General features: G+C 69.9%; 18 protein-coding genes. 15 read left to right on the top strand and 3 right to left on the bottom strand.

Annotated features, from left to right (window positions below):
• Nucleotides 1-30: 30 nt before the first annotated feature.
• The 15 genes from ACZ404_RS29745 (at nt 31) to ACZ404_RS29675 (ending at nt 16,493) form a co-directional block, all read left to right on the top strand.
• Nucleotides 31-999, top strand: a complete 969-nt coding sequence (locus tag ACZ404_RS29745; RefSeq protein ID WP_468445172.1) for a C40 family peptidase — start codon at nt 31-33, stop codon at nt 997-999.
• On the top strand, nt 996-1,640 hold the full coding sequence (locus ACZ404_RS29740) for a hypothetical protein (protein ID WP_468445170.1): 645 nt from the start codon (nt 996-998) through the stop codon (nt 1,638-1,640). The genes ACZ404_RS29745 and ACZ404_RS29740 overlap by 4 nt, the downstream gene beginning before the upstream one ends.
• Complete coding sequence (locus ACZ404_RS29735) at nt 1,616-4,243, top strand: ATP/GTP-binding protein (RefSeq protein WP_468445168.1); 2,628 nt, start codon at nt 1,616-1,618, stop codon at nt 4,241-4,243. Before ACZ404_RS29740 ends, ACZ404_RS29735 begins: the two co-directional genes overlap by 25 nt.
• Nucleotides 4,244-5,041: 798 nt before the next feature.
• A complete protein-coding gene (locus ACZ404_RS29730; protein ID WP_468445166.1) occupies nt 5,042-5,641 on the top strand; it encodes a hypothetical protein in 600 nt (199 codons plus the stop codon).
• Nucleotides 5,587-6,486 carry an ATP/GTP-binding protein gene (locus tag ACZ404_RS29725; RefSeq protein ID WP_468445164.1) on the top strand — a complete coding sequence of 300 codons (900 nt, stop codon included), beginning with the start codon at nt 5,587-5,589 and terminating at the stop codon, nt 6,484-6,486. Before ACZ404_RS29730 ends, ACZ404_RS29725 begins: the two co-directional genes overlap by 55 nt.
• A gap of 75 nt (nt 6,487-6,561) precedes the next feature.
• On the top strand, nt 6,562-7,206 hold the full coding sequence (locus ACZ404_RS29720) for an SAF domain-containing protein (protein ID WP_468445162.1): 645 nt from the start codon (nt 6,562-6,564) through the stop codon (nt 7,204-7,206).
• Nucleotides 7,206-8,033: a hypothetical protein gene (locus tag ACZ404_RS29715; protein WP_468445160.1), complete on the top strand. Its 828-nt coding sequence runs from the start codon at nt 7,206-7,208 to the stop codon at nt 8,031-8,033. The genes ACZ404_RS29720 and ACZ404_RS29715 overlap by 1 nt, the downstream gene beginning before the upstream one ends.
• Complete coding sequence (locus ACZ404_RS29710; RefSeq protein WP_468445158.1) at nt 8,023-9,510, top strand: CpaF family protein; 1,488 nt, start codon at nt 8,023-8,025, stop codon at nt 9,508-9,510. The genes ACZ404_RS29715 and ACZ404_RS29710 overlap by 11 nt, the downstream gene beginning before the upstream one ends.
• Nucleotides 9,507-10,457, top strand: coding sequence for a type II secretion system F family protein (locus tag ACZ404_RS29705; RefSeq protein WP_468445156.1), 951 nt, complete (start codon nt 9,507-9,509; stop codon nt 10,455-10,457). Before ACZ404_RS29710 ends, ACZ404_RS29705 begins: the two co-directional genes overlap by 4 nt.
• Complete coding sequence (locus ACZ404_RS29700) at nt 10,454-11,338, top strand: type II secretion system F family protein (RefSeq protein ID WP_468445154.1); 885 nt, start codon at nt 10,454-10,456, stop codon at nt 11,336-11,338. Before ACZ404_RS29705 ends, ACZ404_RS29700 begins: the two co-directional genes overlap by 4 nt.
• A gap of 41 nt (nt 11,339-11,379) precedes the next feature.
• Nucleotides 11,380-11,700 carry a hypothetical protein gene (locus tag ACZ404_RS29695; protein ID WP_468445152.1) on the top strand — a complete coding sequence of 107 codons (321 nt, stop codon included), beginning with the start codon at nt 11,380-11,382 and terminating at the stop codon, nt 11,698-11,700.
• Nucleotides 11,697-12,116, top strand: coding sequence for a TadE/TadG family type IV pilus assembly protein (locus tag ACZ404_RS29690; RefSeq protein ID WP_453001442.1), 420 nt, complete (start codon nt 11,697-11,699; stop codon nt 12,114-12,116). The genes ACZ404_RS29695 and ACZ404_RS29690 overlap by 4 nt, the downstream gene beginning before the upstream one ends.
• A 14-nt stretch (nt 12,117-12,130) precedes the next feature.
• Nucleotides 12,131-12,574 carry a TadE/TadG family type IV pilus assembly protein gene (locus ACZ404_RS29685; protein ID WP_453001440.1) on the top strand — a complete coding sequence of 148 codons (444 nt, stop codon included), beginning with the start codon at nt 12,131-12,133 and terminating at the stop codon, nt 12,572-12,574.
• Nucleotides 12,574-13,020 (top strand): Tad domain-containing protein, encoded by a 447-nt coding sequence (locus ACZ404_RS29680; RefSeq protein WP_468445150.1) that lies wholly within the window; start codon nt 12,574-12,576, stop codon nt 13,018-13,020. Before ACZ404_RS29685 ends, ACZ404_RS29680 begins: the two co-directional genes overlap by 1 nt.
• On the top strand, nt 13,020-16,493 hold the full coding sequence (locus tag ACZ404_RS29675) for a LysM peptidoglycan-binding domain-containing protein (protein ID WP_468445148.1): 3,474 nt from the start codon (nt 13,020-13,022) through the stop codon (nt 16,491-16,493). Before ACZ404_RS29680 ends, ACZ404_RS29675 begins: the two co-directional genes overlap by 1 nt.
• A gap of 77 nt (nt 16,494-16,570) precedes the next feature.
• Here ACZ404_RS29675 and ACZ404_RS29670 read toward each other — a convergent pair whose 3' ends face one another.
• The 3 genes from ACZ404_RS29670 to ACZ404_RS29660 form a co-directional block, all read right to left on the bottom strand.
• Nucleotides 16,571-16,963: a hypothetical protein gene (locus ACZ404_RS29670; RefSeq protein WP_468445146.1), complete on the bottom strand. Its 393-nt coding sequence runs from the start codon at nt 16,961-16,963 to the stop codon at nt 16,571-16,573.
• Between the two features lie 172 nt (nt 16,964-17,135).
• Entirely contained in the window at nt 17,136-18,983 is a 1,848-nt protein-coding gene (locus tag ACZ404_RS29665) for a DUF2637 domain-containing protein (protein ID WP_468445432.1), read from the bottom strand.
• 856 nt (nt 18,984-19,839) lie between these two features.
• Complete coding sequence (locus tag ACZ404_RS29660) at nt 19,840-19,989, bottom strand: hypothetical protein (RefSeq protein ID WP_468445144.1); 150 nt, start codon at nt 19,987-19,989, stop codon at nt 19,840-19,842.
• Between the last annotated feature and the right edge of the window lie 155 nt (nt 19,990-20,144).

Below are 20,144 nucleotides of genomic sequence, written 5' to 3'. Positions count from 1 at the left end.
GGCGGCACGGCCGCAGATATCCCGCCGCGCATGCTGACCGCCTACAAGAACGCCGTCCAGCAGGTCGGGAAGTACTCGCCGAAGTGCCAGGGCATGCGCTGGCCGATCCTCGCGGGGATCGCCAAGGTCGAGTCCAATCACGCCATCGGACGGAACTTTGCCGACAACGGCGACATCCGCCCGAAGATCTACGGGGTGCTCCTCAACGGCTCCGGCCAGGGCGGCAACACCACTGTCTTCCCCGACACCGACGGCGGCAAGTGGGACGGCACCGCGAACGGGGAGCGCGCCGTCGGCCCCTTTCAGTTCCTGCCCTCCACCTGGGAGGGAATCGGCAAGGACGCCAACGGTGACAAGATCGCCGACCCGCACAATGCTGACGACGCCGCCCTCGGCGCCGCGATCTACCTGTGCGGCAACGGCCGTGACCTCACGAAGCGGTCGCAGTTGAAGGCCGCGATCAGGCAGTACAACCACTCGAGCGAGTACGTCGCCAACGTGCTGGGGTGGATCGATCAGTACACGGCGGCCGCCAAGGACCCGGACCTGAAGAACGTCACGGGGAAGGTCCGCACCGTCATCGAGGCCGCTCTGTCCCAGCGGGGTGTCCCGTACTCGTGGGGCGGCGGCAACGCGAGCGGCAAGTCGTACGGGTTCTGCTGCTCGCCCAGTGGCAAGAGCGGCGCGAGTATCAAGGGCTTCGACTGCTCCGGGCTGACCACCTACGCGTACGCCAAGGTCGGCATCCGCCTGCCGCGCACCGCGGCTGCCCAGGCCGGTGTCGGCAAGCGGATCCCGGCCCGCCTCGGCACGGGCGCGCTCAAGCCCGGTGACCTCGTCTTCTATGCCACCGCTCCTGGACGCGATTCCACGATCTACCACGTCGGCATCTACCTGGGCAGCGGACAGATGGTCAACGCCCCGCGCCCGGGCACCGTGGTGCGCCTGGACGCCGTCAACGCGATGTCCGGCTATGCGGGGGGTGCACGGCTGCTGTGACCACCACTCCGCGCTCACCGCGCCTTCTGCTGCTGAGTACCGTCCTGCTCGCCGTCGCAGGCGTCGCTCTGCTGAGTGTGCCGCACGGTAAGGAGCCTTCGGCTCCGGGGACGGCATCGACCGCGCATGCGACTACGGATGCGTCATCGGCGGTTGCTCCGCCTCCCGCCGACGAACCGAACTCCGGTACGGCTGCCTCCCCGACGCCCGCCGCGTCGACGCCGTCGGCTGTCGCGTCCGCTCTGCCGCCGCACGGCGAGGGAGTGGCCGGCGACCGGGTCATTCAGCGGAACCTGGAGGCAGCCTGGCCTGCTGACCTTCCTGCCGATGACGAGCGCGAGTTGCTCACCGCCGGTCGCGCGCTGCTGCGTGCGGACGCCACCGGAGTCGGCCGCGCGAAGTGGCCTTCCGTCTTCGGCGACTCGGGCCAGGCGGTGGTCCCGGCGTTCGCCACCGCTCGCTTCCGTATCCAGGCCGCGATCGCCCGCCGCGACGGCAGCCCGAACAGGGCGGTGGTCCATCTGGTGTGGGCCGGCATGGACCGCGGCGGCACCTTCACCGACCTGCGCATCACCGACTGGTTCTTCACTCGCACTATCAAGAAGGGAGCAGCGACGTGGACTCCGCAGCCTCGTACCTGAGAGACCGGGCCGATGAAACGGCCGCTGGTCAGGTACTCGGCCTGGTCACAGGCCTGGTCGACGCCGTCGACTGGCTCTACGACCACTGGTACCTGCTGGCCCTGGTCGTTGCCTTGGCCTGGGGGGTCGGCGAGATCGTGGTGCGCCGGCTGGCGGCGCGCGCCTCGGCCGAGCGGATGGCCCTGGAGCTGGTGTCCAGCCGGCACTTCGCCCCCAGCCTGGAGGAGATCTTCCGCCGCGGCGTCCAGCTCGCCCGCGCTTCCACGGCCATGCCCTGGTGGGCGCCCCGCCGGGCGAAGGCCGTACAGATCCGGCTGCGTGCGGACGGCTCCAGCCCGCTGCGCTACCGCATCGAGGGCCCGGCCGGCGGTCAGCGGCTTTTGTCCATCACCCCGTTCGGGCCGGACGTCACTGTCAACCGGGCCCGGCCGATCGCCGATGAGCCGAGGACGCACACCGTGCGCGCGGAGTTCATCCTGCGCGGCAAGCCCACTGCCCCGCTGCGCGAGGTGCCCCTCACCCCGGACCCGCTGCAGCCGCTCATCGACGCCGTGTCCGACCTGCGCGCCGAGCTCGGCGACCTCGCCGAGATCCGCCTCGACATCCAGCGCGCCCCCAAATGGGCACTGCGGGCGCGCCGGATTCAGTTGATGGGCGCCGCCCGCCGCGCGGAGCGCCGGGAGGCCCAGAGGGCCGCACGCTGGCTGCGGCAGGATGCCGGCGGCATCGAGGACTCCCTCACCTGGCAGCTGCAGCAGCTGCTCAGCGACAAGCCCGCTGCGGGCGCCAGCCGGCGGCTGGTCATGCCGCCGGTGCCCCGCCGGGTCGAGCCGACCGAGGCGCTGGGCAAGCTCGCCGACGACGACCACCTCGTCCGGGTTCAGCTGCTGGTGATGTGCGCCTCGAACACCGAGGGCCGAGCCCAGGCCCGGCTCGCTCAACTCCAGGCCGCGCTGGATGTGTTCGGCGGCCGCTCGAGGTGGGCCATGCGCGGATGGCGGTTGGGACCGTGGCGGATCGGCGCCGACCACTGGCCTACCAAGCGTGGTTTCGAGCGCCGCTGGAACCTGGGGCACTGCCAGCCGCCCCGCGCCAACTGGGTGAGGTTGGAAGAGCTGACGGGCCTGCTCAAGCCGCCGACCATGCACTGCCGTCTGCCGGTACTCGCCGGAGACCTGCCGACGTTCGAGTTCGGCGATCCGGAGCTGCTGCTGCAGGGCATCTACCGAGGCCCGGACGGCCGCGAGCGCCTGGTCGCCACGTACGCCGAGGAGACCCTGTTCGAGGTCGGGGTGGGCAAGGCCGGCGGCGGCAAGACCGAGCGGGCTTTGGCGCAGGCGATCGGCTGGGCGCATGCCGGGGGCGGGTTGCTGTTCGTCGACCCGCACCGTGACTCCTGGCCCCGGGCCACCACGTTCCTCGCGCACGAGGCCCTCATGCGGCGGATCGCGCTCGTCGACCTCAACGGCCTGGGCGCCAACCCGCGGGTGAGTTCGTGGAATCCGCTGGGCATGCACCACGGGCAGGCGGCGCACGAGGTCGTCGAGGCCATCGCCGACGCCTACGCCTCCGCACTGGCCTGGGACGATGCGACCGCACCCCGGGCGATCACCATCCTCACCGCCGCGCTGGCCGTCCTGGTCGCCGTCAACGAGGCCGCCTGCCAGGCCGGCCGCCCGGAGGACCAAGCCACGATCTTCCACGTGCGGGCACTGCTGACGGATGCCGCGTTCCGCAAGGCAGCGCTCGCTACGGTCACCGACCGTCTGGACGAGGAGACCCGGTCCTGGTGGCAGGTGGTCTTCCCGACCTTGCCGCCGGACGCGTTCGCCGTGGTCCTCAACCCGATCGCCCGGCTGGCCGCCAACCCCATCACGCGTGCCTTCCTCGGCCAGCCGGTCGGCGTCTACAACATCCGCGCCGCGATGGACTCGCGGATGGTCGTGTGGGTGTGCCCAGGCGGCAACGGGCCCACCGACCGGTTGGTGACCGCGCTGCTGGCCCGTGATTTGCTGCGGGCCGTGCACTCCCGGCGCGACACCCCGGAAGCCAGGCGGGTGCCGTTCCGCCCGTACTTCGACGAGCTGATCACGTTGACTGGCGCGGCGCCGGAGACCATCGCTGCCATGTTCGAGGACTTCCGGAAGTACAGGTGCCAAGTTCACGGCATGACCCAGCTGTTGGCACGACTGCCCTCGCCGGTTCGGCTGTCTCTGGTGCAGAACGCGTCCACGCTGGCCACCACCGCCGGCTCGAAGTCGGCGATCGCACCGATCACTGCCGAGTGGGGCGATGACCCCAGCCCGGACCGGGTGGCCACCATGGAGCGGTTCGAGCACTACGTGTCCATGAACGTGCACGGGCGCCGGGTGGGGCCGGTGCAGCTGCGTGGGCCCCATCTCGACGCGGTCTTCGCCGCTCAGGCCCGCCCGAGGCAGGTTCCCGCGCTGGAGCAGGCCGCCCTCGCGAACGCCGGAGCACTCCCCCTGGATCGGCTCATCGGCCGTGCAGCCGAGCAGATCGGCCGCGTCGCTGCCTTCCTCGCCGAGCATTCCCCCGCCACCGCCACCCCTGTGCCTCTGACGAAAGAGGAATACGAGTGATCGTCGCCCAGCCGCGCGACCACAGATCCTGCCCCTCGGAGGGCGCGGACAAATGTCGCAGCCTTGCGACTGCGCCCGAAACGCCTTGAGATTTGCTCACGTGAACATATAATTTACTACTGCACAAGGGGGCTCACCCGTGAAACCACCTTGCTGCGTACGGACGTTAGGAGACGTCACATGCCTCAAGCTGTTGGTGAAGTTCGCGCACTCGAAACAGTCGACGAGGGAGAGTGGCCCATCCGGACGCAGGCCGTCACGTACGTCGGGAGCGCCTGCGTGGTCCAGGGGAGCAGCGACTTCGACGTTGCCGACCTGGGCATGGTGCGCAGCCGCTTCCCCGACCGGCACGTCACCTCGACGGCGACGTGATCACGGTGTGGCCACCGGCGCGTCAGCAGGGATGAGGCATGTCCAGCCTTCCCCCGTCCGGCGCCCCGTCGCCGGCCCCGGGCCCCGGGCCCCGGCCGCGCACTTACCGACGTGTCGAGATCCCGTTCTTGCGCACAGCGGACCCACAAGGTTCGCTTCGACCCGGCGGACGCGTCCTGACGGTGTGCGGGCGCGACGAGTGAAGACACAGAACTACAAATCGACATCCGGTTCCGAATGTGACCGGATACGTCCCGAGTTGTACGAGTGAACTCAAATATCAAGCTGGGAAGTTGACTGGCATATGCGTAACCTTGCGATCACGCAAACGCATTACCGCAGCTGGACCGGGCCGCGGTTCTGGGCCGCCGCATGTCGGAGGCCGGGGGCGGCGGTTTACCGCACCGCGTCGTACGGGGAGACAACGTGACAGCTACACAACGACGCTCATCGGGGCTGAACATCGCCACGGTTCGCACCCGGAAGCACGCAACCGCGCTGATCGTCGCCAGCAGTCTGCTGGCTCTGGCCGGATGTAGCGACAGCGATTCGGACACGTCGTCTGAGCCCAGCCCCACCCCGACGTCTGTTTCGCCGTCCCCCAGTTCCACTGCCGGCGCCGAGGACGCCGCGGTCATCGCGGCGTACACCAGCTCCTGGGACGCGCAGACCGCGGCCTACGCAAAGGCGTCCTCGGCGGGCACCGACCTGAAGAAGAACACCACGCTGAGGGCGCTGTTCGATATTGAGAGCGATCTCTCGGCCATGCGGAAGGCCGGGCAAGTAACCACCGGAAAGCCGGTGATCAATCCGAAGGTCGTCAAGGTGACCGGCGGCAAGATCCCCAAGGCCACGCTCACGGACTGCGTCGACACGACGCACTGGATCCTGATCGACAAGGCCTCGAAGAAGCCGGTCCCGCTGCCCACGACGCGGCTCACCAAATACGTCAGCACCGCGAATCTTGAAAAGTGGGGGAAGACGTGGATGGTCACGAAGTTGACCGCTCAAGATCAGTCCTGCTGACCCGACGTCTCGCCGTACTCACAGGCGCCCTCGTCCTGGCGTTATCCGGCGTCGCGCATGCCGGCGACGATCCCGGGACCAGTGCCGGCAAGTGCCAGGTGATCAAATTCTGCGTCGGCGCCAGCGACGGTGACGAAACCGGCGGAAGCGGCGGGCAGGCAGGCGGCTCCCAAGGCGGGAGCGACAGCAGCGACAGCAAGATGCAGTGCCGTTACGACAAGGTCGATCCGAAGCCGCCAGCGGCATGGCCGGGTTGGAAGGGTGCCGATCCCAAGAAGAACGACGTGTACTTCTACGGGTGCACAGACGGCGGCCAGAACAACCCAGACGGTTTCGTGGTCGTGCCGATAGGCCAGCCGCCCGTGCCGCAGGTCGACCCGCGGGTGCTGGCCCAGCGTGCGGTGGACTCCATGACACTGCTCGGTCCCGACATCGCCAGTCCGCGTGCAGCCGGAAAGTACACCGTGGGTGTTCCGATGTGGATGTGGGTCAACCAGAGCGCCACGACCTACGGACCGAACACCGCTACGGCGACAGCAGGTGCGGTGACTGTCACGGCAACGGCGAAGGTGTCGAAGATCGTGTGGACGATGGGCGACGGCGCCTCCGTGACGTGCAACGGACCCGGCACGCCCTACACGTCGTCCCAGGGCATGGCCCAGTCCCCGGACTGCGGGCACGTGTACTCCAAGACCTCAGCCGGTGCCCAGAACGGCAAGTTCCCGGTGACTGCGACCTCCACGTGGACGATCAACTGGCAAGGCGGCGGACAGGCCGGCCAGCTCACCGAGGTCCGGCAGACCAACGTGCAGGTGGCAGTCGGCGAAGTACAAGTCGTCAGGTAAAGCCGCCGGAAGGACAGAACGGTGAGCAAGACCCAAGTAGACACAGCCCCGAACGGAGTTCCCCAGCAGGGACGCGTGGCCGGACCGGTGAGGCCGCCCCGGGTGTCGGCTCGTAGGCGACGGCCAGGTGTCATCGCCCTGTCGCTGGCGCTGATCGCCGCCGGAGGCGCTGGAGTTGCCGTCCTGCTGCTTCAAGTCGGCAACCGCACAGAAGTAGTGACCGTGGTCCGCGACGTCCAGGTCGGCCAGGTCCTCACCGAGGACGACCTGGGCAAGGCGTCCATTGCCCTGGACCCGGCCGTCAAGGCGGTACGCGCCGACGACCTGAAGTCGGTGGTGGGTAAGCGGGCCGCCGTTGAGCTCATGCCCGGCTCCCTGCTCGCCCCCTCGCAGGTGACGAAGGACTCGCTGGTGAAGGCCGGCGAGCAGCTGGTGCCGATCGGTCTGGAGCCCAAGCAGATCCCGGACACCGCGCTGGTGCCGGGCCAGAAGGTCGAGTTGGTGCACGTCCCGGCTCAGGGATCGACGGACACCGGCAAGACGTCCGACGCCGCGCCGCAGACCATCGACGGCCGGGTCGTGAAGGCATCCAGTGCCGCCCCGGGTACAGGAATCGTGGTCGTCGACGTGGCCACCTCTGCCACTGACGGTCCCACGGCCGCCGCGTGGGAGGCGGCCGGCACCCTGCGCCTGGTCCTCGCAGCCCCGGATGGTAACTGATGGCTGTGATCGCGCTCGCGGGCTGCAGCGGAGCGCCCGGTGTGACCACGAGCGCTCTCGCCCTGCTGCTGTCATGGCCGCTGGAGGCAGGCCGGCGGATGATCCTGGCGGAGTGCGACCCGGACGGCGGTGCCGTGCTGCACGGCCTGCTACAGGGCACGCTCGGCGACCGGTACGGGCTGCGCAACCTCTCGGTCGCCGCCCGCAAAGGCGAGTTCAGCGACGCCTTCTGGCGGCAGCTGATCGACCTGAGCAGCGAGGACGGCAAACAGGACTCCCCGCGCGACCGGCTGCTGCTGCCCGGCATCACCGACCCCTCGCAGTCGGCAAGCCTCGGCCAGGTCTGGAAGATCCTCGCGCAGATGTTCCGCGGCATCGAGGCCGAGAGCGGCCACGACGTCCTCATCGACCTCGGCCGCCGCGGTGCATACGGGCCCTCCGGGGTCCTTGCCGAGCAGGCCGACGCCACGTTCGTGGTGGTCCGCAACACCCTGCGCTGCCTGCAGGCAGCAGAGGGCCGCGTACGCGCACTCGAAGAGCGCGTCGGCGACGTCAGCGTGCTCATGATCAACGAAGGCCCGTACCCCGCTGGTGAGGTGCAGCGCGTGCTGCAGGTGCCGGTGATCGCCACCCTGCCGTACGCGTCGAAGGACGCCCGGGTGCTGTCCGACGGTGCCGAACAGCCGCGCCACTTCACCAAGTCGCCGCTGATGAAGGCCGCCCGCACGAGCAGCACGCTGCTTGTTCAGCGGGCCGCCATGCGCCGGGCCCGCCTCGATCCACGCGGCCTGCACGCGGCAGGCGGGGAGGTGACCCATGCGCGCTAAGCCCCTGCACCCCGACCCCACGGTGGCACCGCTGCCCCAGCAGTGGGTGCACGAGAGCAACGGTGCGCAAGCACCGGCTGGCGCTGCCTCGAGCACCCAGGCGCTCGGGACGGCGGCTCCTCAAGTCACTGTCGACTACCGGGTGGCCCGGGACATTGCGTCCCAGGTCGCCAAGCAGCGCGAGGAACTGCTCAAGACCAAGCCCGACATGGACCGGGCCAGCGAAGAGCAGCGTTGCCTGAACTGGATCGCCGAGGCTGTCGCCCTGTGGTCCGATGCCCAGGCGATGACGCCGCAGGAAGACGAGGCGCTGCGCCGCGCCGTGTATGACCTGCTCTTTCGAGCCGGCCGGCTCCAGCCGTACCTGGACGATGACCGGGTCGAGGACATCATCATCCAGGGACCGCACGAGGTGTGGCTCGACTACGGAGACGGCGAACGCCGTCGGGTCGGACCGATCGCGGATTCCGAAGAGGAGCTGCTGGAGCTGCTGAGGGAGTTGGCCCGCGGATCCGGGCATAGCGAGCGGACCATCTCCACCGCGAACCCCACCCTCGCCCTGTCCCTGCAGGACGGCTCCCGCCTGCAGGCCATCACCGGGCTCGGGCCGATGACGTATGCGGTCATCCGCCGGCACCGGGTCTCCCACGCCGACCTCGACGACCTGGTCCGGCTGGGCACCATCGACCCGATCCTGCGCGAGTTCCTCGGCGCCGCCGTACGCGCCGAGAAGAACATCATGATCGCGGGGAAGCAGAAGGCCGGTAAGACCACACTGATGCGGGCGATGCTCAAGGAGTTCGACCCGGAGTGCCGGTTCGCGACCATCCAGACTGAGGATGAGCTGTTCGCCCACGCCAACGGCTACCACAAACAGGTCGTGTCCCTGGTGGGCCGCGAGTCCAACGGGGAGAAGGACGTCACCGGGCGCGGCGCCGGTGAGGTTACGCTCCTGGACCTGATGCATCCCGCGCTGCGGATGTCGCTTGAGCGGATCGTGGTCGGCGAGGTCCGCGGCCCCGAAGTCGTCGCCATGATGCAGGCGTTGACGAACGGCTCGGGCGGCAACCTGTGCACTATTCACGCGCGGCGGCCGGACATCATCTTCGACCGGATCGCCGAGCTGTACGCGCTCGCCCAGGAGAACCTCTCCGAGCAGCTTGCATACCGGCAGACCGCCAACGGCCTGGACTTCATCGTGTACGTCGACATGACGGACGAGACGCAGATCGGCGGTCGCCGTCACCGCTACGTCTCCCACGTCTTGGAACTGACCGGGATCGGCGAGAACGGCCGGCCCGCCACCAATGAAATCTTCGCCCCCAGCCGCGAGTGGGGCGAGCTGCGGGCGGTGCCGAAGATGGACCCGGGCTGCATCGACGACCTGCGCCGCGTCGGCTTCGACTCCTCGCTGCTGCAACAGCCTTACGGGGCCTGGCCGGCGCCGCTGCCGCTGAAGGTGGGGGTGAGCCGATGACCCTGTTGTTCGGGCTGCTGAGCGGCATGGCCGTCGTCGGCGGGCTGATCGGTGTCGTGGCCGGTGTCGTGGGCACCACGGCGCCGCGGCGGGCCCCGCTGCGTCAGCGTTGGCGGGTCCTGCGCGGCGGGAAGAACCAGAGCGAGGACGTCCGGATGCGGCAGCGGACCCTCATGGTCGCGGCCGTCCTGGTCTTCGTAGCCGTGTGGCTGGTATCCGGGAACTTCGTCGGCGGGGCGCTGCTGGGCGTGGCCGTCATCGGCGTGCCCTGGCTGATCACCCCGGCGCAGATGGCGCAGGAGCGCATCGGCCAGCTGGAGGCACTCAGCGAGTGGACGCAGCGGCTGGCCGGCCTGCTGCGCCTCGGCATGGGCCTGGAACAGGCGATGATCACCAGCCGTCAAGGGGCGCCGGACGAACTCGCCCCGCAGATCATCAACCTCTCCGACAGGCTGCGCCTGGGTTGGCGGCCGGAAGGAGCGCTGCGAGCGTTCGCCGATGAACTGGACGATGTCACCTCGGACAAGGTGACTGCGTCGCTCATCCTGTCGGTCAACGACCGCGGCCCGGGCCTGGCTCAGGCCTTGGAGGACCTGTCGGGCACCGTCCGCGAGGAAGTCGCCCGCAAGCGCGCCATCGAGGCCGACCGGGCGAAGCCGCGAACCACCGTGCGGTGGATGACCATCATCACCGTCGGCGTCGTGGTGGCCGGGTTCTTCGTGCCCAGCTATACGAAGCCGTACTCCACGCTGCTGGGACAGCTCGTGCTGGCCTTCCTGACGGCCGGATTCGTCGGAGTACTTGCCCTGATGCGGCAACTGGGCAACTTCCGCCGCATCCCCCGTTTCCTGGTCACCGACCCGACCAGCACCGTCCGGCTGCCCGCGCCCACTCCGGAGCCGGAAAACCCGGTCGCCGCCCGCGAGCCGGAAGGAGCCGCCTCGTGAACCTGATCCCCGTCGTCGTGACCGGCGGCACGGTCGGCGCTGGCGTCGCACTGCTTATCCGGGAACTGCTGCAGACCCAGCCAGCGTTGGGGCCGGCCCTCAAGCGCAGTGCCCCGGCGACGTTGACGATGCCCGAGCCGGAGCTGGACCGCGAGGAGGTGTGGGGCCGGTGGCTGCTGGCCCGCCTCGAGCGGCTTCCCGGCGTGAGGGTCCCCAACACGAACCTGTCCCTCCTCGGGCAGGGGCCGGGCCAGTTCATGCTCAAGAAGGTCGCACTCGCCGCGCTGGGCCTGCTCTGCCCGGTGATTGCGACAATCCCGTGGATCATCGCGGGCGTCGGCCTGCCGTTCTACGTGCCCGCCGGCGTCGGACTCATCGTCGCAGCCCTGCTGTTCATCACCCCGGACCTCGCCGTGCGGGACCAGGCCAAGCGGGCCCGGGAGGAGTTCGCGCACGCCCTGTCCGCCTACCTCGACCTGGTCGCGCTCAAGCGAGCCGCCGACGCCGGCCCCGCCGAGGCCCTGGAGAAGGCCGCCGAGGTCGGCGAGGGCTGGCCCTTCCTGTATCTGCAGGGCGCGCTGCGCCGGGCACGGCTGGAGAAGATCCCGCCGTATCAAGCACTCACGGAACTGGCCCACGAGTACGACCTGCCCGTCCTGGACGACGTCGCCGACATCATGCGCGGCAGCGCCACGGACGGCGCCGCCGTGTACAAGGCGCTGCGGGCCCGCACCGCCGCGCTCAATGCGGAACTGCTGGCTGATCAGGCCGCCGAGGCGAACGCGGCCAGCGAGAAGATGACCGCGCCGGGAGCTCTCTTGGCCGTTTTGGTGATGCTGCTGATGGCTTTCCCCGCGGTGATTCGCATGCTGACCGTCTGAGACCACTCCGACTCGTTCAACGCTCCAGAGAGGTAAGGAACATGAAGCACACCGCAGCCCGCACCCGCCGTGCTGTGCTCCGGGCGACCACGCACCCGCACACCGGCCCGTACACCGCGTCCCGGGGACCGGGGCGTGGCGGCCGTGGAGCGCGTGCCTGGGCGCGCGCCAACGGCGCGGTCCTCCGTCTGACCACACGCGTGCAGGAAGGCCTTCAGGAGGCCGCCCGCCGGCCGGACCGCGGCGACATCTCCACCACGACCGTCATCATCTGGGTGGCCGCCGTCACCGGTGCCGTCCTGATCGCTGGGACTATCGCCGTCGTGATCGCCAAGTACAACGGCAAGCTCAACGGGCTGTGACCGAGCGGCTGAAGGACTGGTGGCAGGGGCGAAGATGGCGCGACGACCGCGGTGACACCAGCATCCAGATGGCGATCATCTTCCCGTTCGTGCTGCTCGCCACGGTGGCCGTCATCCAGGCCTCCATGTGGTATTACGCGCGGCAGATCGCCCTGACCGCTGCCCGCGAAGGCGCCACCGCGGCCCGTGCCTACCAGTCGAGTCCGGCCGACGGCGCGGCCCAGGCGCGGGCCGTGCTGGGGCGCACTGCGGGTGACAGCCTGAGCGGCTACAGCGTTTCCGCCAGCAGCGACGGGCAGCGTGTGCGGGTCCAGGTATCCGGCACGGCCCTGTCGATGATCCCGGGTCTGTCGGGCCTGCGGGTCACGCAGTCGGCGTCCGGCCCGGTGGAGCGCTGGACTGTCCCGGGGGAGTGAATCACGTGCGATACATGGCCCGCCTGGCTCACAGGATTCGCAGCGACGAGGGCAGTGCCGCGATCGAAGCGGCCATCATCCTCCCGTCGCTGATCATGTTCCTATGCCTGGCGATCGCCGGCGGCCGCATCGTCACTTCCGGGGCGAAGATCGACTCTGCGGCTGAGGACGCGGCTCGGGAGGCATCCATTCACCGCACGGCGGCGGCCGCCCAAGGGGCCGCGCAGTCAGCAGCCGCGGAGTCCCTCAACGACCAGGGCATCAAGTGCGCGTCGACGTCCGTCCGCGTCAACACCGGCGGCCTGAGTGTGCCGGTAGGGCAGGTCGGCACGGTCACCGTGACCGTGACCTGCACGGTCAATCTGTCGGATCTGCTGCTGCCGGGTGTGCCGGGAGCCAAGACACTCACGTCGACGGCGACCTCGGTAGTGGACCAGTACAGACAGCGAGGTGACTGATGATCTTGCATCGGATACGGCAGGCCGTCGGTGAAGACCGGGGCGGCGTCACCGTGTTCGTCGCCGTGTGCGTGTTCGCGTTGATCGGCATCATCGGCGTCGCCGTGGACGGTGGCAGCAAGATGCGCGCCACCGAGCGCGCCGACTACATCGCCGGCGAGGCCGCCCGGGCCGGCGGCCAGGCCATCGACCCCGCCGACGCCATCAATGGCACCGCGATCACCGTCGATCCCCAAGCCGCGGCGGCCGCGGCGCAGGCCTACCTGAGTTCCGCCGGCGCCACCGGCACGGTCAGCGTGTCCGGCGACGGCAAGACCCTCACCGTCACCGTCACGGGCTCGTACGACACGAAGTTCCTGTCGGTGGTCGGGATCGGCTCTCTGTCGGTGACCGGCCATGGCAAGGCCACCCTCCTGCATGGCGTCACCGCTCCCGAAGGAAACTGATGCGCACCACCACCCGCTCCCCCGCCGCAGAGGTGGGCCGCACCCTGGCCCGGGTCTTCAAGGCCGTGATGAGCCTGCTCGTCCTGGCCGCCGCGGTCGCCGGGCTGCCGCTGCTGCTGGCCTGGGCCACCCCGGTCATCTGGGCTGCCACCCACGACGACCTCACCCACCTGCTGGACCGGCAGGACACCGGCAGCGTGTTTCTGCTGCTGCTCGTCGCGGTGGGCTGGATCGGGTGGGCGCAGTTCAGCTTCTGCGCGGTACGCGAGCTGATCGCACAGCTGAGGGGCCGCACCTGGCACGCCCCGCGAGGGATGGGTGCCTCGCAGCGCGCCGCGGCCCTGCTGATCGGCAGCATCCTGGTGCTGCTGCCCACGAGCTCGGCGCTGGCCTCCGATGCCCAGGCCGCGCCAGCTCCCACGGCCGGACTCGTGGCGGGTCAGCCCCCACAGGCAGCCGCCCAATCCGACCAGGCCTCACCCGCATCCTCCGCGAGCACGCCGGCGTCGCGTACGTACACGGTGCGCGAGACGCGGCCGGCGGAGAGCTTGTGGGGCATCGCCGAGCGGGAGTTGGGGGACGGCGAACGGTGGCGGGAGATCGCCGATCTGAACGAGGGACGGACCATGGCCGACGGCACGGTCTTCCGCGCGAACAGCTTTCTGCAGCCCGGCTGGCAGCTTCAGATGCCCGAGACCGCCACGGCTGCGGGAGGCGTCCGTACCCAGCTGGGTGACAGCGCCCCGGTTTCCGATGAGAAGGGCGGGCACGTCGTCACGGTCCGCTCCGGCGACTACCTGTCCAAGATCGCAGAGAAGGAGCTCGGTGACGGCGATGACTGGCCGCAGCTGTTCGAGGCCAGCCGGGGCAAGGCGCAACCACACGGCCTGCCCGAGATCACCGACCCCGACGTCATCTACGCGGGACAGCAGGTCACCGTGGCCGATACCCAGTCCGATCAGCCGCGCCAAGGCCAGGGCCACGGTGAGGAGTCCGGCAGCCGGGAGACCACTCCCCCGACCACCCAGACCCCCGACGACACGCAGACGCCGGGCGGCAACACGGGGGATGCGCCAGCGCCCGCCCCCAGCCAGACCCAGGCGCCTGCACCGCAGTCGTTGGCACCCACCGCGCCGTCCAGTCGCCCGGCCGAGCGGCCTGGGCAGGATCAGTCCTCACCGTCCCAGGCGGCGTCCGCGACGCCCGAGCCCAGCGCCAGCGCCTCGGCTTCTGCTACTACGCCGTCGGCGTCGGCCGAGCCGTCCGGCTCCGCTGCTTCCTCCCCCGCGCTCGAGGCCCCGGCGTCGGCTCCGGCCAGCAGCCCGCTGAACCTGCGGATCGTGCTCGGCGCCGGCGCGTTGCTCGCCGCTGCGGTCACCGGGGCGCTCGCCCTGCGCCGGACGCTGCAGCGCCGACGCCGCAAGCCGGGCGAGAAGATCGCCATGGCAGCTGAGACCTCCCCGGCGGAGGCGCAGTTGGCGGCGGCCGCCGAGCCCGGTGGTGCTGCCCGCCTGGACGTGGCGCTGCGGACCCTGGCTCACCACGTCGCCCAGCAGCAGGAGGCCGACGCGGTCCTGCCGCCGCTGCGGGCCGCCCGGATCGGCACCCGCGCAGTGGAGGTGCTACCTGAGGACCTCGCACAGGAACCGGTGGCGCCGTTCACCACCGGCCGGGGCGGCTGGTGGGTCCTGCCCTCTGAGGCCGCGCTCCTGGACGGGGAGGCAGCCCGCGATGTGCCGGCACCGTATCCGGGGCTGGTCACGATCGGCAGCACCGAGGGGGGCGATCTGCTGCTCCTCAACCTCGCGCAGTTGCCCGCGCTGCTGCTGGACGGCAACCCGGTCCACATCACCGAGGTGTGCACCTCGATCGCGCTGGAACTCGGGATGAGTCCGTGGGCGGCCGACGTCGAGGTCGTCACCGTGGGGTTCGGTGAGGACCTGCCGCAGCTGCTGCCCACCGCGCGGATCGCCCACATGCGTCAGGCCGTGCACGCGCTGCGCGATCTGAGCGAACGACTGCTGGAAGCGCACCAGATGCCCGAAACAAAGCATCAACCGTATCTGCTGCTGTGCGCGTCCTCCTTGGACGAGGACACGGCCTGGCAGTTCGCCGACGTGATCTCTCGGGCGGGGGCGGTACCCGTCACGCTGATCGCCCCGGCAAGTACGGCGGCCGCTCGTTTCCCGGAGGCGGAGATCCTCAACGCCTCCCTCAGCGACCCGCAGACCCTCGACTACGCTGGCACCGACATCACGTTGCAGCGCCTGGAGCACGCCGCCTACCTTCAGATCACCACCGCGTTGAAGGTGTCCGGGCAGCCGTCCCACCCGGCCGAGGGGCCCTGGGAAGACGTCCCGGACGAGCTCGACAGCGTGCAGCAGCCCGAGCACGCGTCGCCGGTGGAGTCCGCGCCCGCAACCACTGCCGGCTCGATCCCGTCGCCGGCGGCGGCAACGGACGTGAGCAGCGAGGTCTTACCGGCCCTGCTCGCCGCCAGCACCGATCCGTCCGGGCTCCGTCTCCTCTCCCCCACCGCATCGTCGACCCAGCTCGACGACGAAAACGGACCGGGCGCCGAAGCAGCGGCGTCTCCAGCCCCGGCGTCCCCGGCCGCTGCCGACTCCACCGACGCGGCAAACGCGGCGGAGGCTGACGCCCCAAGGGCCGCCCTCGAGGAGCCCGCGGTGCCGGAGGAGGAAGAGTGCGAGGCGCAGGACCTGCACGCCCCGGAGATCCGGGTGCTCGGGCCGGTCGAGGTGACGGGCGTGGACCGCACCGGTCACGGCCCGAGGATGGCGCAGCTGGCCTCCTTGTTGTACTTCCGGCCCGGCCGGAGCGCGGACGTGCTGTGTGCCGACATGGATCCCGTCAGCCCGTGGTCGACGAGCACCCTCAACGCGCGGATGCAGGGCCTGCGCAGTTCGCTGGGCAGCGACTCGTCCGGCAACCTCTACGTGCCGCGCCGCAAGGCCGGCGAGGACCCATACCGGCTCGCTCCGGGCGTGCGCTGCGACTGGAGCCGTTTCCTCCAGCTCGTCGAACGCGCGCTGCCGCTGGGGCCGTCAGGCCTGACCGACTTGGAGAAGGCACTGGCTCTGGTGCGGGGCAAGCCGTTCGGCGGCCGGCCGCTGCCCTGGGCTGAGCCCTACGCTCAGGAAATGATCACGCGGATCATCGACGTCGCGCACACCGTGGCCACCTACCGCATCCCCGCAGGTCCCCACCACGACCTCAGCGCCGCCCGCCAGGCCGTCGCGACCGGTCTCGACGTTGACCCCACTGCCGAGCTCCTCTATCGGGATTGGATGCGGTTGGAGGCTGCGCGCGGGAACCGCTCCGGACTGCACACCGCGATCACCCGCGTGCAACAGGTCAACCGGGATTTGGACTGCTCGCTGGAGATGGAGACTTCTCAGCTCATCAACGAGCTCCTCAACGGCTCGGGCACGGCAGTACGCAAGGCCTTGTAGCCGCAGGTGCGCAAGGGCCGGGCGGTGCGGCTACTGGCTGGGGGCAACGTCCCGGGCCGCGTAGGCGAGCAGTTCGCTCAGGGCCGCCTCGTTGGACGCGGGCGGCCGGCTGCGCCACTCCCCAGTGTTTCCCGTACGGTCTGCGCAACCGCGTGCGCGTGCTGGGCCAGGTCGTCGTCCAAGGCGGCCACTCCCCCGTCCTGAGCACGTCCGGTGACGATGACCGGCCCGTGGATCGGGTACAAGGCGATGCCGCGCCAGGCGCTCGCCAGGACCCATGCGGTGATGTTCTGCGCGAGCGTGTTCGCGCGTCCGGCCCCGTGGATGTGCAGGAGGGCTCGCCGGTGGTACACGCCTTGATCAACCGCGTCGGTCGTTCCGATGTGGTCTTGGATCGCGGAGTGCGCATCGGTCTCGGGCAGGTCGAGTTCCGTGACGGCGGTGTCGGGGGCAATGCGCAGGGCGCGCATGTTTCCTCCTGTCTCGGTGGCGGGTGCGCAGTGCGCCGACCGCTGTGCGCCCTGGCTGCGCAATGGGCATCGCGGCTGCGCAATGCTGGGCTGACCTGCGCTTTTTCTTGATTGCGCAGCCGTTGGCGCTGGCTGGCTTGCTGGTGCGCAGTGACGATCAGTGCGCGGCTTCTTACTGCTGTGGCTGCGCGTGGTGACGGGTCAGTGCCTGCCAGCGCCGTTCGAAGTCGACGGCCTGCTCGGCGATGTACTCGGCGGTGAGGGGCCGGTTGTGCTGCGCGGTGATCCCGTGGGCTGCGCACTCCTGCGCAATGGCGTCGAGCGGCGGGGTTTCGTTGCGCACCCGCTGTTCCGCCCAGAAGTTGTAGACGCGGAACGGCAGGAGGTAGCGGCGCAGGGTGGAGGGGCTGACCGGCTTTCCGCCGCGGCCGGTCATGCCCTTCGTGCTGGCGAGGTAGGCGGAGAGCTGCTCGGCCTTGGGTTCCTCGCCGTGCTCGGTCTGGTACTCGGTCCAGGCGAGGTAGTAGCGGTCGACGGTGGTGAGCGCGGCGGGCTCCCCGGTCGCGTCGTCCTCGCCTGGCGGCTCGTCGATGGGGGCGCTCACCCGGGGGCTGCGCGTCTCCTTGGTGGGGTGCGCGGCCGCGCCGGCCGGTGTCTCCGCAGATTCCTCCTCGTTCGGGAGGGGCTCGCGGGCGGGTGCCTGCGCGGCGGGCTCGGTGGCCTCCCCGCCGACGGGCGGCTCCGTCTCGTCGAACTCGCGCTGCCGGAAGGTGGAGACGAAGTACTCCAGGTCTGCGCCGGTGATGGGCTGGCCGTTGCCGCCGGTGATCTGGTCCCGTTCGTAGACGTACGCGGCGAGGGCGTCCGCATCGGGGTACGCCCCGTGCTCTTGCGCGTACGCGAGCCAGGCGTTGTAGAAGTAGTCACCCCATCCGTCGTCGGCATCGCTCGCCTCTTCGGGCCCGCTCCCCCTCTCAGCTGCGGGGGTATGGCGCTGCTTGAGGAACTGCAGCAAGGCTTCGAACTGCTCGCCGGACAGTGGCCCGCCGGCCGCGCTGGCGATGCCGTACTGGTCTTGGAGCCACACAGCGAACTGGGCGCTCGTCGGCTCGAATCCGAAGACGGCGATCCAGTCCTGGTAGGCGTTGGCGAGGTGTTGGGCGTTCCCTTCGTCCACAAGATCGTGCGACGGCGCCGGGGGTGCGGTCCGCGGCTCCTCCACCGGCTGGGCCTGCACGCCGCGCGCCGACGCCAGTTCCTTCTCCTGGCCGACGGCGGCCTCGAGTTCGGGACTCTGCCGCTGAGCCCGAACCGGGGCCCGCTCGACGGTGAACTGAACCGGAAGATCGTCAATGCCCGCGGCAGCAAGGCCGGCCGGGGCCGTCTCAGCCAGAGGGACGCCATAGCGGGCCAGGCGCAGCGGCATCAGCGACTCCACCGGAGCCTTGCGGCGCCACACGCGGCCGAAACGGGAGCGGAGGCTGGCCTGGTAGACCAGACGCTCCTGCTCGAGCTTGATGACCTGCTCGTAGGAGCGGAGCTCCCACAACTTCATGCGGCGCCACAGCAGGAACGTCGGGATCGGCGAGAGGAGCCAACGGGTGAAGCGGACACCCTCCATGTGCTTGTCAACGGTGATGTCGGCGATCCGGCCGATCGCGTGCCGAGCAGCCTCCACCGCCACCACGAACAGGACCGGAATCACCGCGTGCATCCCCACACCCAGCGGGTCGGGCCAGGCCGCCGCCCCGTTGAAGGCAATCGTGGCCACCGTCAGCAGCCAGGCCGTCTGCCGCAACAGCGGGAACGGGATACGGATCCAAGTCAGCAGCAGGTCCAGGGCCAACAGGACACAGATGCCGGCGTCGATGCCGATCGGGAAGACGTAGGCGAAGGTGCCGAAGCCCTTCCTCACCGCGAGCTCACGAACCGCCCCATACGAGCCCGCAAACCCGATACCGGCGACGATCACAGCACCTGCCACGACTGCACCGATGAGGACCCGATGCGCTCCGGACAGCTGGCGTAACCCATCCCTCCCCGCAACCACGTCCCACTCCCCCACTCAACCCGAGCCCCATAACCGAACACCCCCACACTCCCACGACACCGACAGCATCACCGTTCCCCAACAACCACTCAGTGCTCACAACCAACGAAAAACAGCCACACGGAGACCCACGCCACGCCCCGCACCCTCCATGGCCCTCTACGACGCACACCGGACCACAGACGGCCCACCACCAGCCACCTGACAGCTTCCCGCCGCACGGATCCTGGCTGAGCCGGAGGACAAGTCACCTGACCACAAGCACAACGCACAAACTGACGCCACCACCCCACGCATGAAACCCGCCACCGAGCACTGCCCAGCGAAGACGACATACGACTCACCCCCGCTCGCGCGAGGAACTTACGTAGACGTAGACCGCGGGTTGCCGAAGGTCGGCTCCCCCGCTCACGCGGGGAACTCGAGGCCGTGGATGCATTCGTCGCGGGTGTCGGCGGCTCACCCCCGCTCGCGCGAGGAACTCGGCCGCGCCCAGTCGGAGCACTCCTCGAACAGCGGCTCACCCCCGCTCGCGCGGGGAACTCTGAACCCACGCATCCGCGAGACCCTGCTGTGCCGGCTCACCCCGGCTCGCGTGGGGAACTCCAGTAGGCGGCGCGCACCCTCCTCCGGCTCACCCCGCTCGCGCGGGGAACTCGGCGGGGATGGCGGGGGGTGTCGCCCAGGCGCACCTCGTGCGTCCGCTCCGGAAGGCGCGGGCACAGGCTGCACCGCTGGCCGAGACCGGGCACCGGGCCGGCGACCCAGCGCGGTGCCGATCGCTGCTGCGTGTGTTCGATCTCCAGCCTCCCCGCCGCCGTGCCGCTCACGCAGCCCTTCGCGCGCACCGGCGCTCCAGCAGCATCGCGGCCAGCGCCATTGCCGCGATCGCGACGCCGGCCGCCTCCGCCGGACTCGCGCCGGTCGCTCGCAGCATGCCGAAGACCAGGCCGCCGCACAACGCCAACACCAGCACCCACAGGGCATTTCAACCACCTCTCGCGGGCGGAACCCTTCCGCCCTCACCCTCCTGGGCCGAGAACACCCACACCGACAAAAAATCTTGAACCGGATTTCGGGCACAGGGCTGCGGGCGCCGGAGAACCCCTTGCCCGCACGCCCTCTGGTGGC

The sequence above is a fragment of the Streptomyces sp. NPDC030798 genome, assembly GCF_055572275.1.
This window is presented reverse-complemented; position numbering and strand designations above follow the sequence as displayed.

Excerpts from the sequence above, each read along its gene's own strand:
- ACZ404_RS29715 (WP_468445160.1), top strand. The coding sequence starts at position 7,206 with ATGGCTGTGATCGCGCTCGCGGGCTGCAGCGGAGCGCCCGGTGTGACC.
- ACZ404_RS29745 (WP_468445172.1), top strand. The coding sequence starts at position 31 with ATGCTGACCGCCTACAAGAACGCCGTCCAGCAGGTCGGGAAGTACTCG.
- ACZ404_RS29710 (WP_468445158.1), top strand. The coding sequence starts at position 8,023 with ATGCGCGCTAAGCCCCTGCACCCCGACCCCACGGTGGCACCGCTGCCC.
- ACZ404_RS29685 (WP_453001440.1), top strand. The coding sequence starts at position 12,131 with ATGGCCCGCCTGGCTCACAGGATTCGCAGCGACGAGGGCAGTGCCGCG.
- ACZ404_RS29670 (WP_468445146.1), bottom strand. The coding sequence starts at position 16,963 with ATGCGCGCCCTGCGCATTGCCCCCGACACCGCCGTCACGGAACTCGAC.
- ACZ404_RS29675 (WP_468445148.1), top strand. The coding sequence starts at position 13,020 with ATGCGCACCACCACCCGCTCCCCCGCCGCAGAGGTGGGCCGCACCCTG.
- ACZ404_RS29695 (WP_468445152.1), top strand. The coding sequence starts at position 11,380 with ATGAAGCACACCGCAGCCCGCACCCGCCGTGCTGTGCTCCGGGCGACC.
- ACZ404_RS29680 (WP_468445150.1), top strand. The coding sequence starts at position 12,574 with ATGATCTTGCATCGGATACGGCAGGCCGTCGGTGAAGACCGGGGCGGC.
- ACZ404_RS29705 (WP_468445156.1), top strand. The coding sequence starts at position 9,507 with ATGACCCTGTTGTTCGGGCTGCTGAGCGGCATGGCCGTCGTCGGCGGG.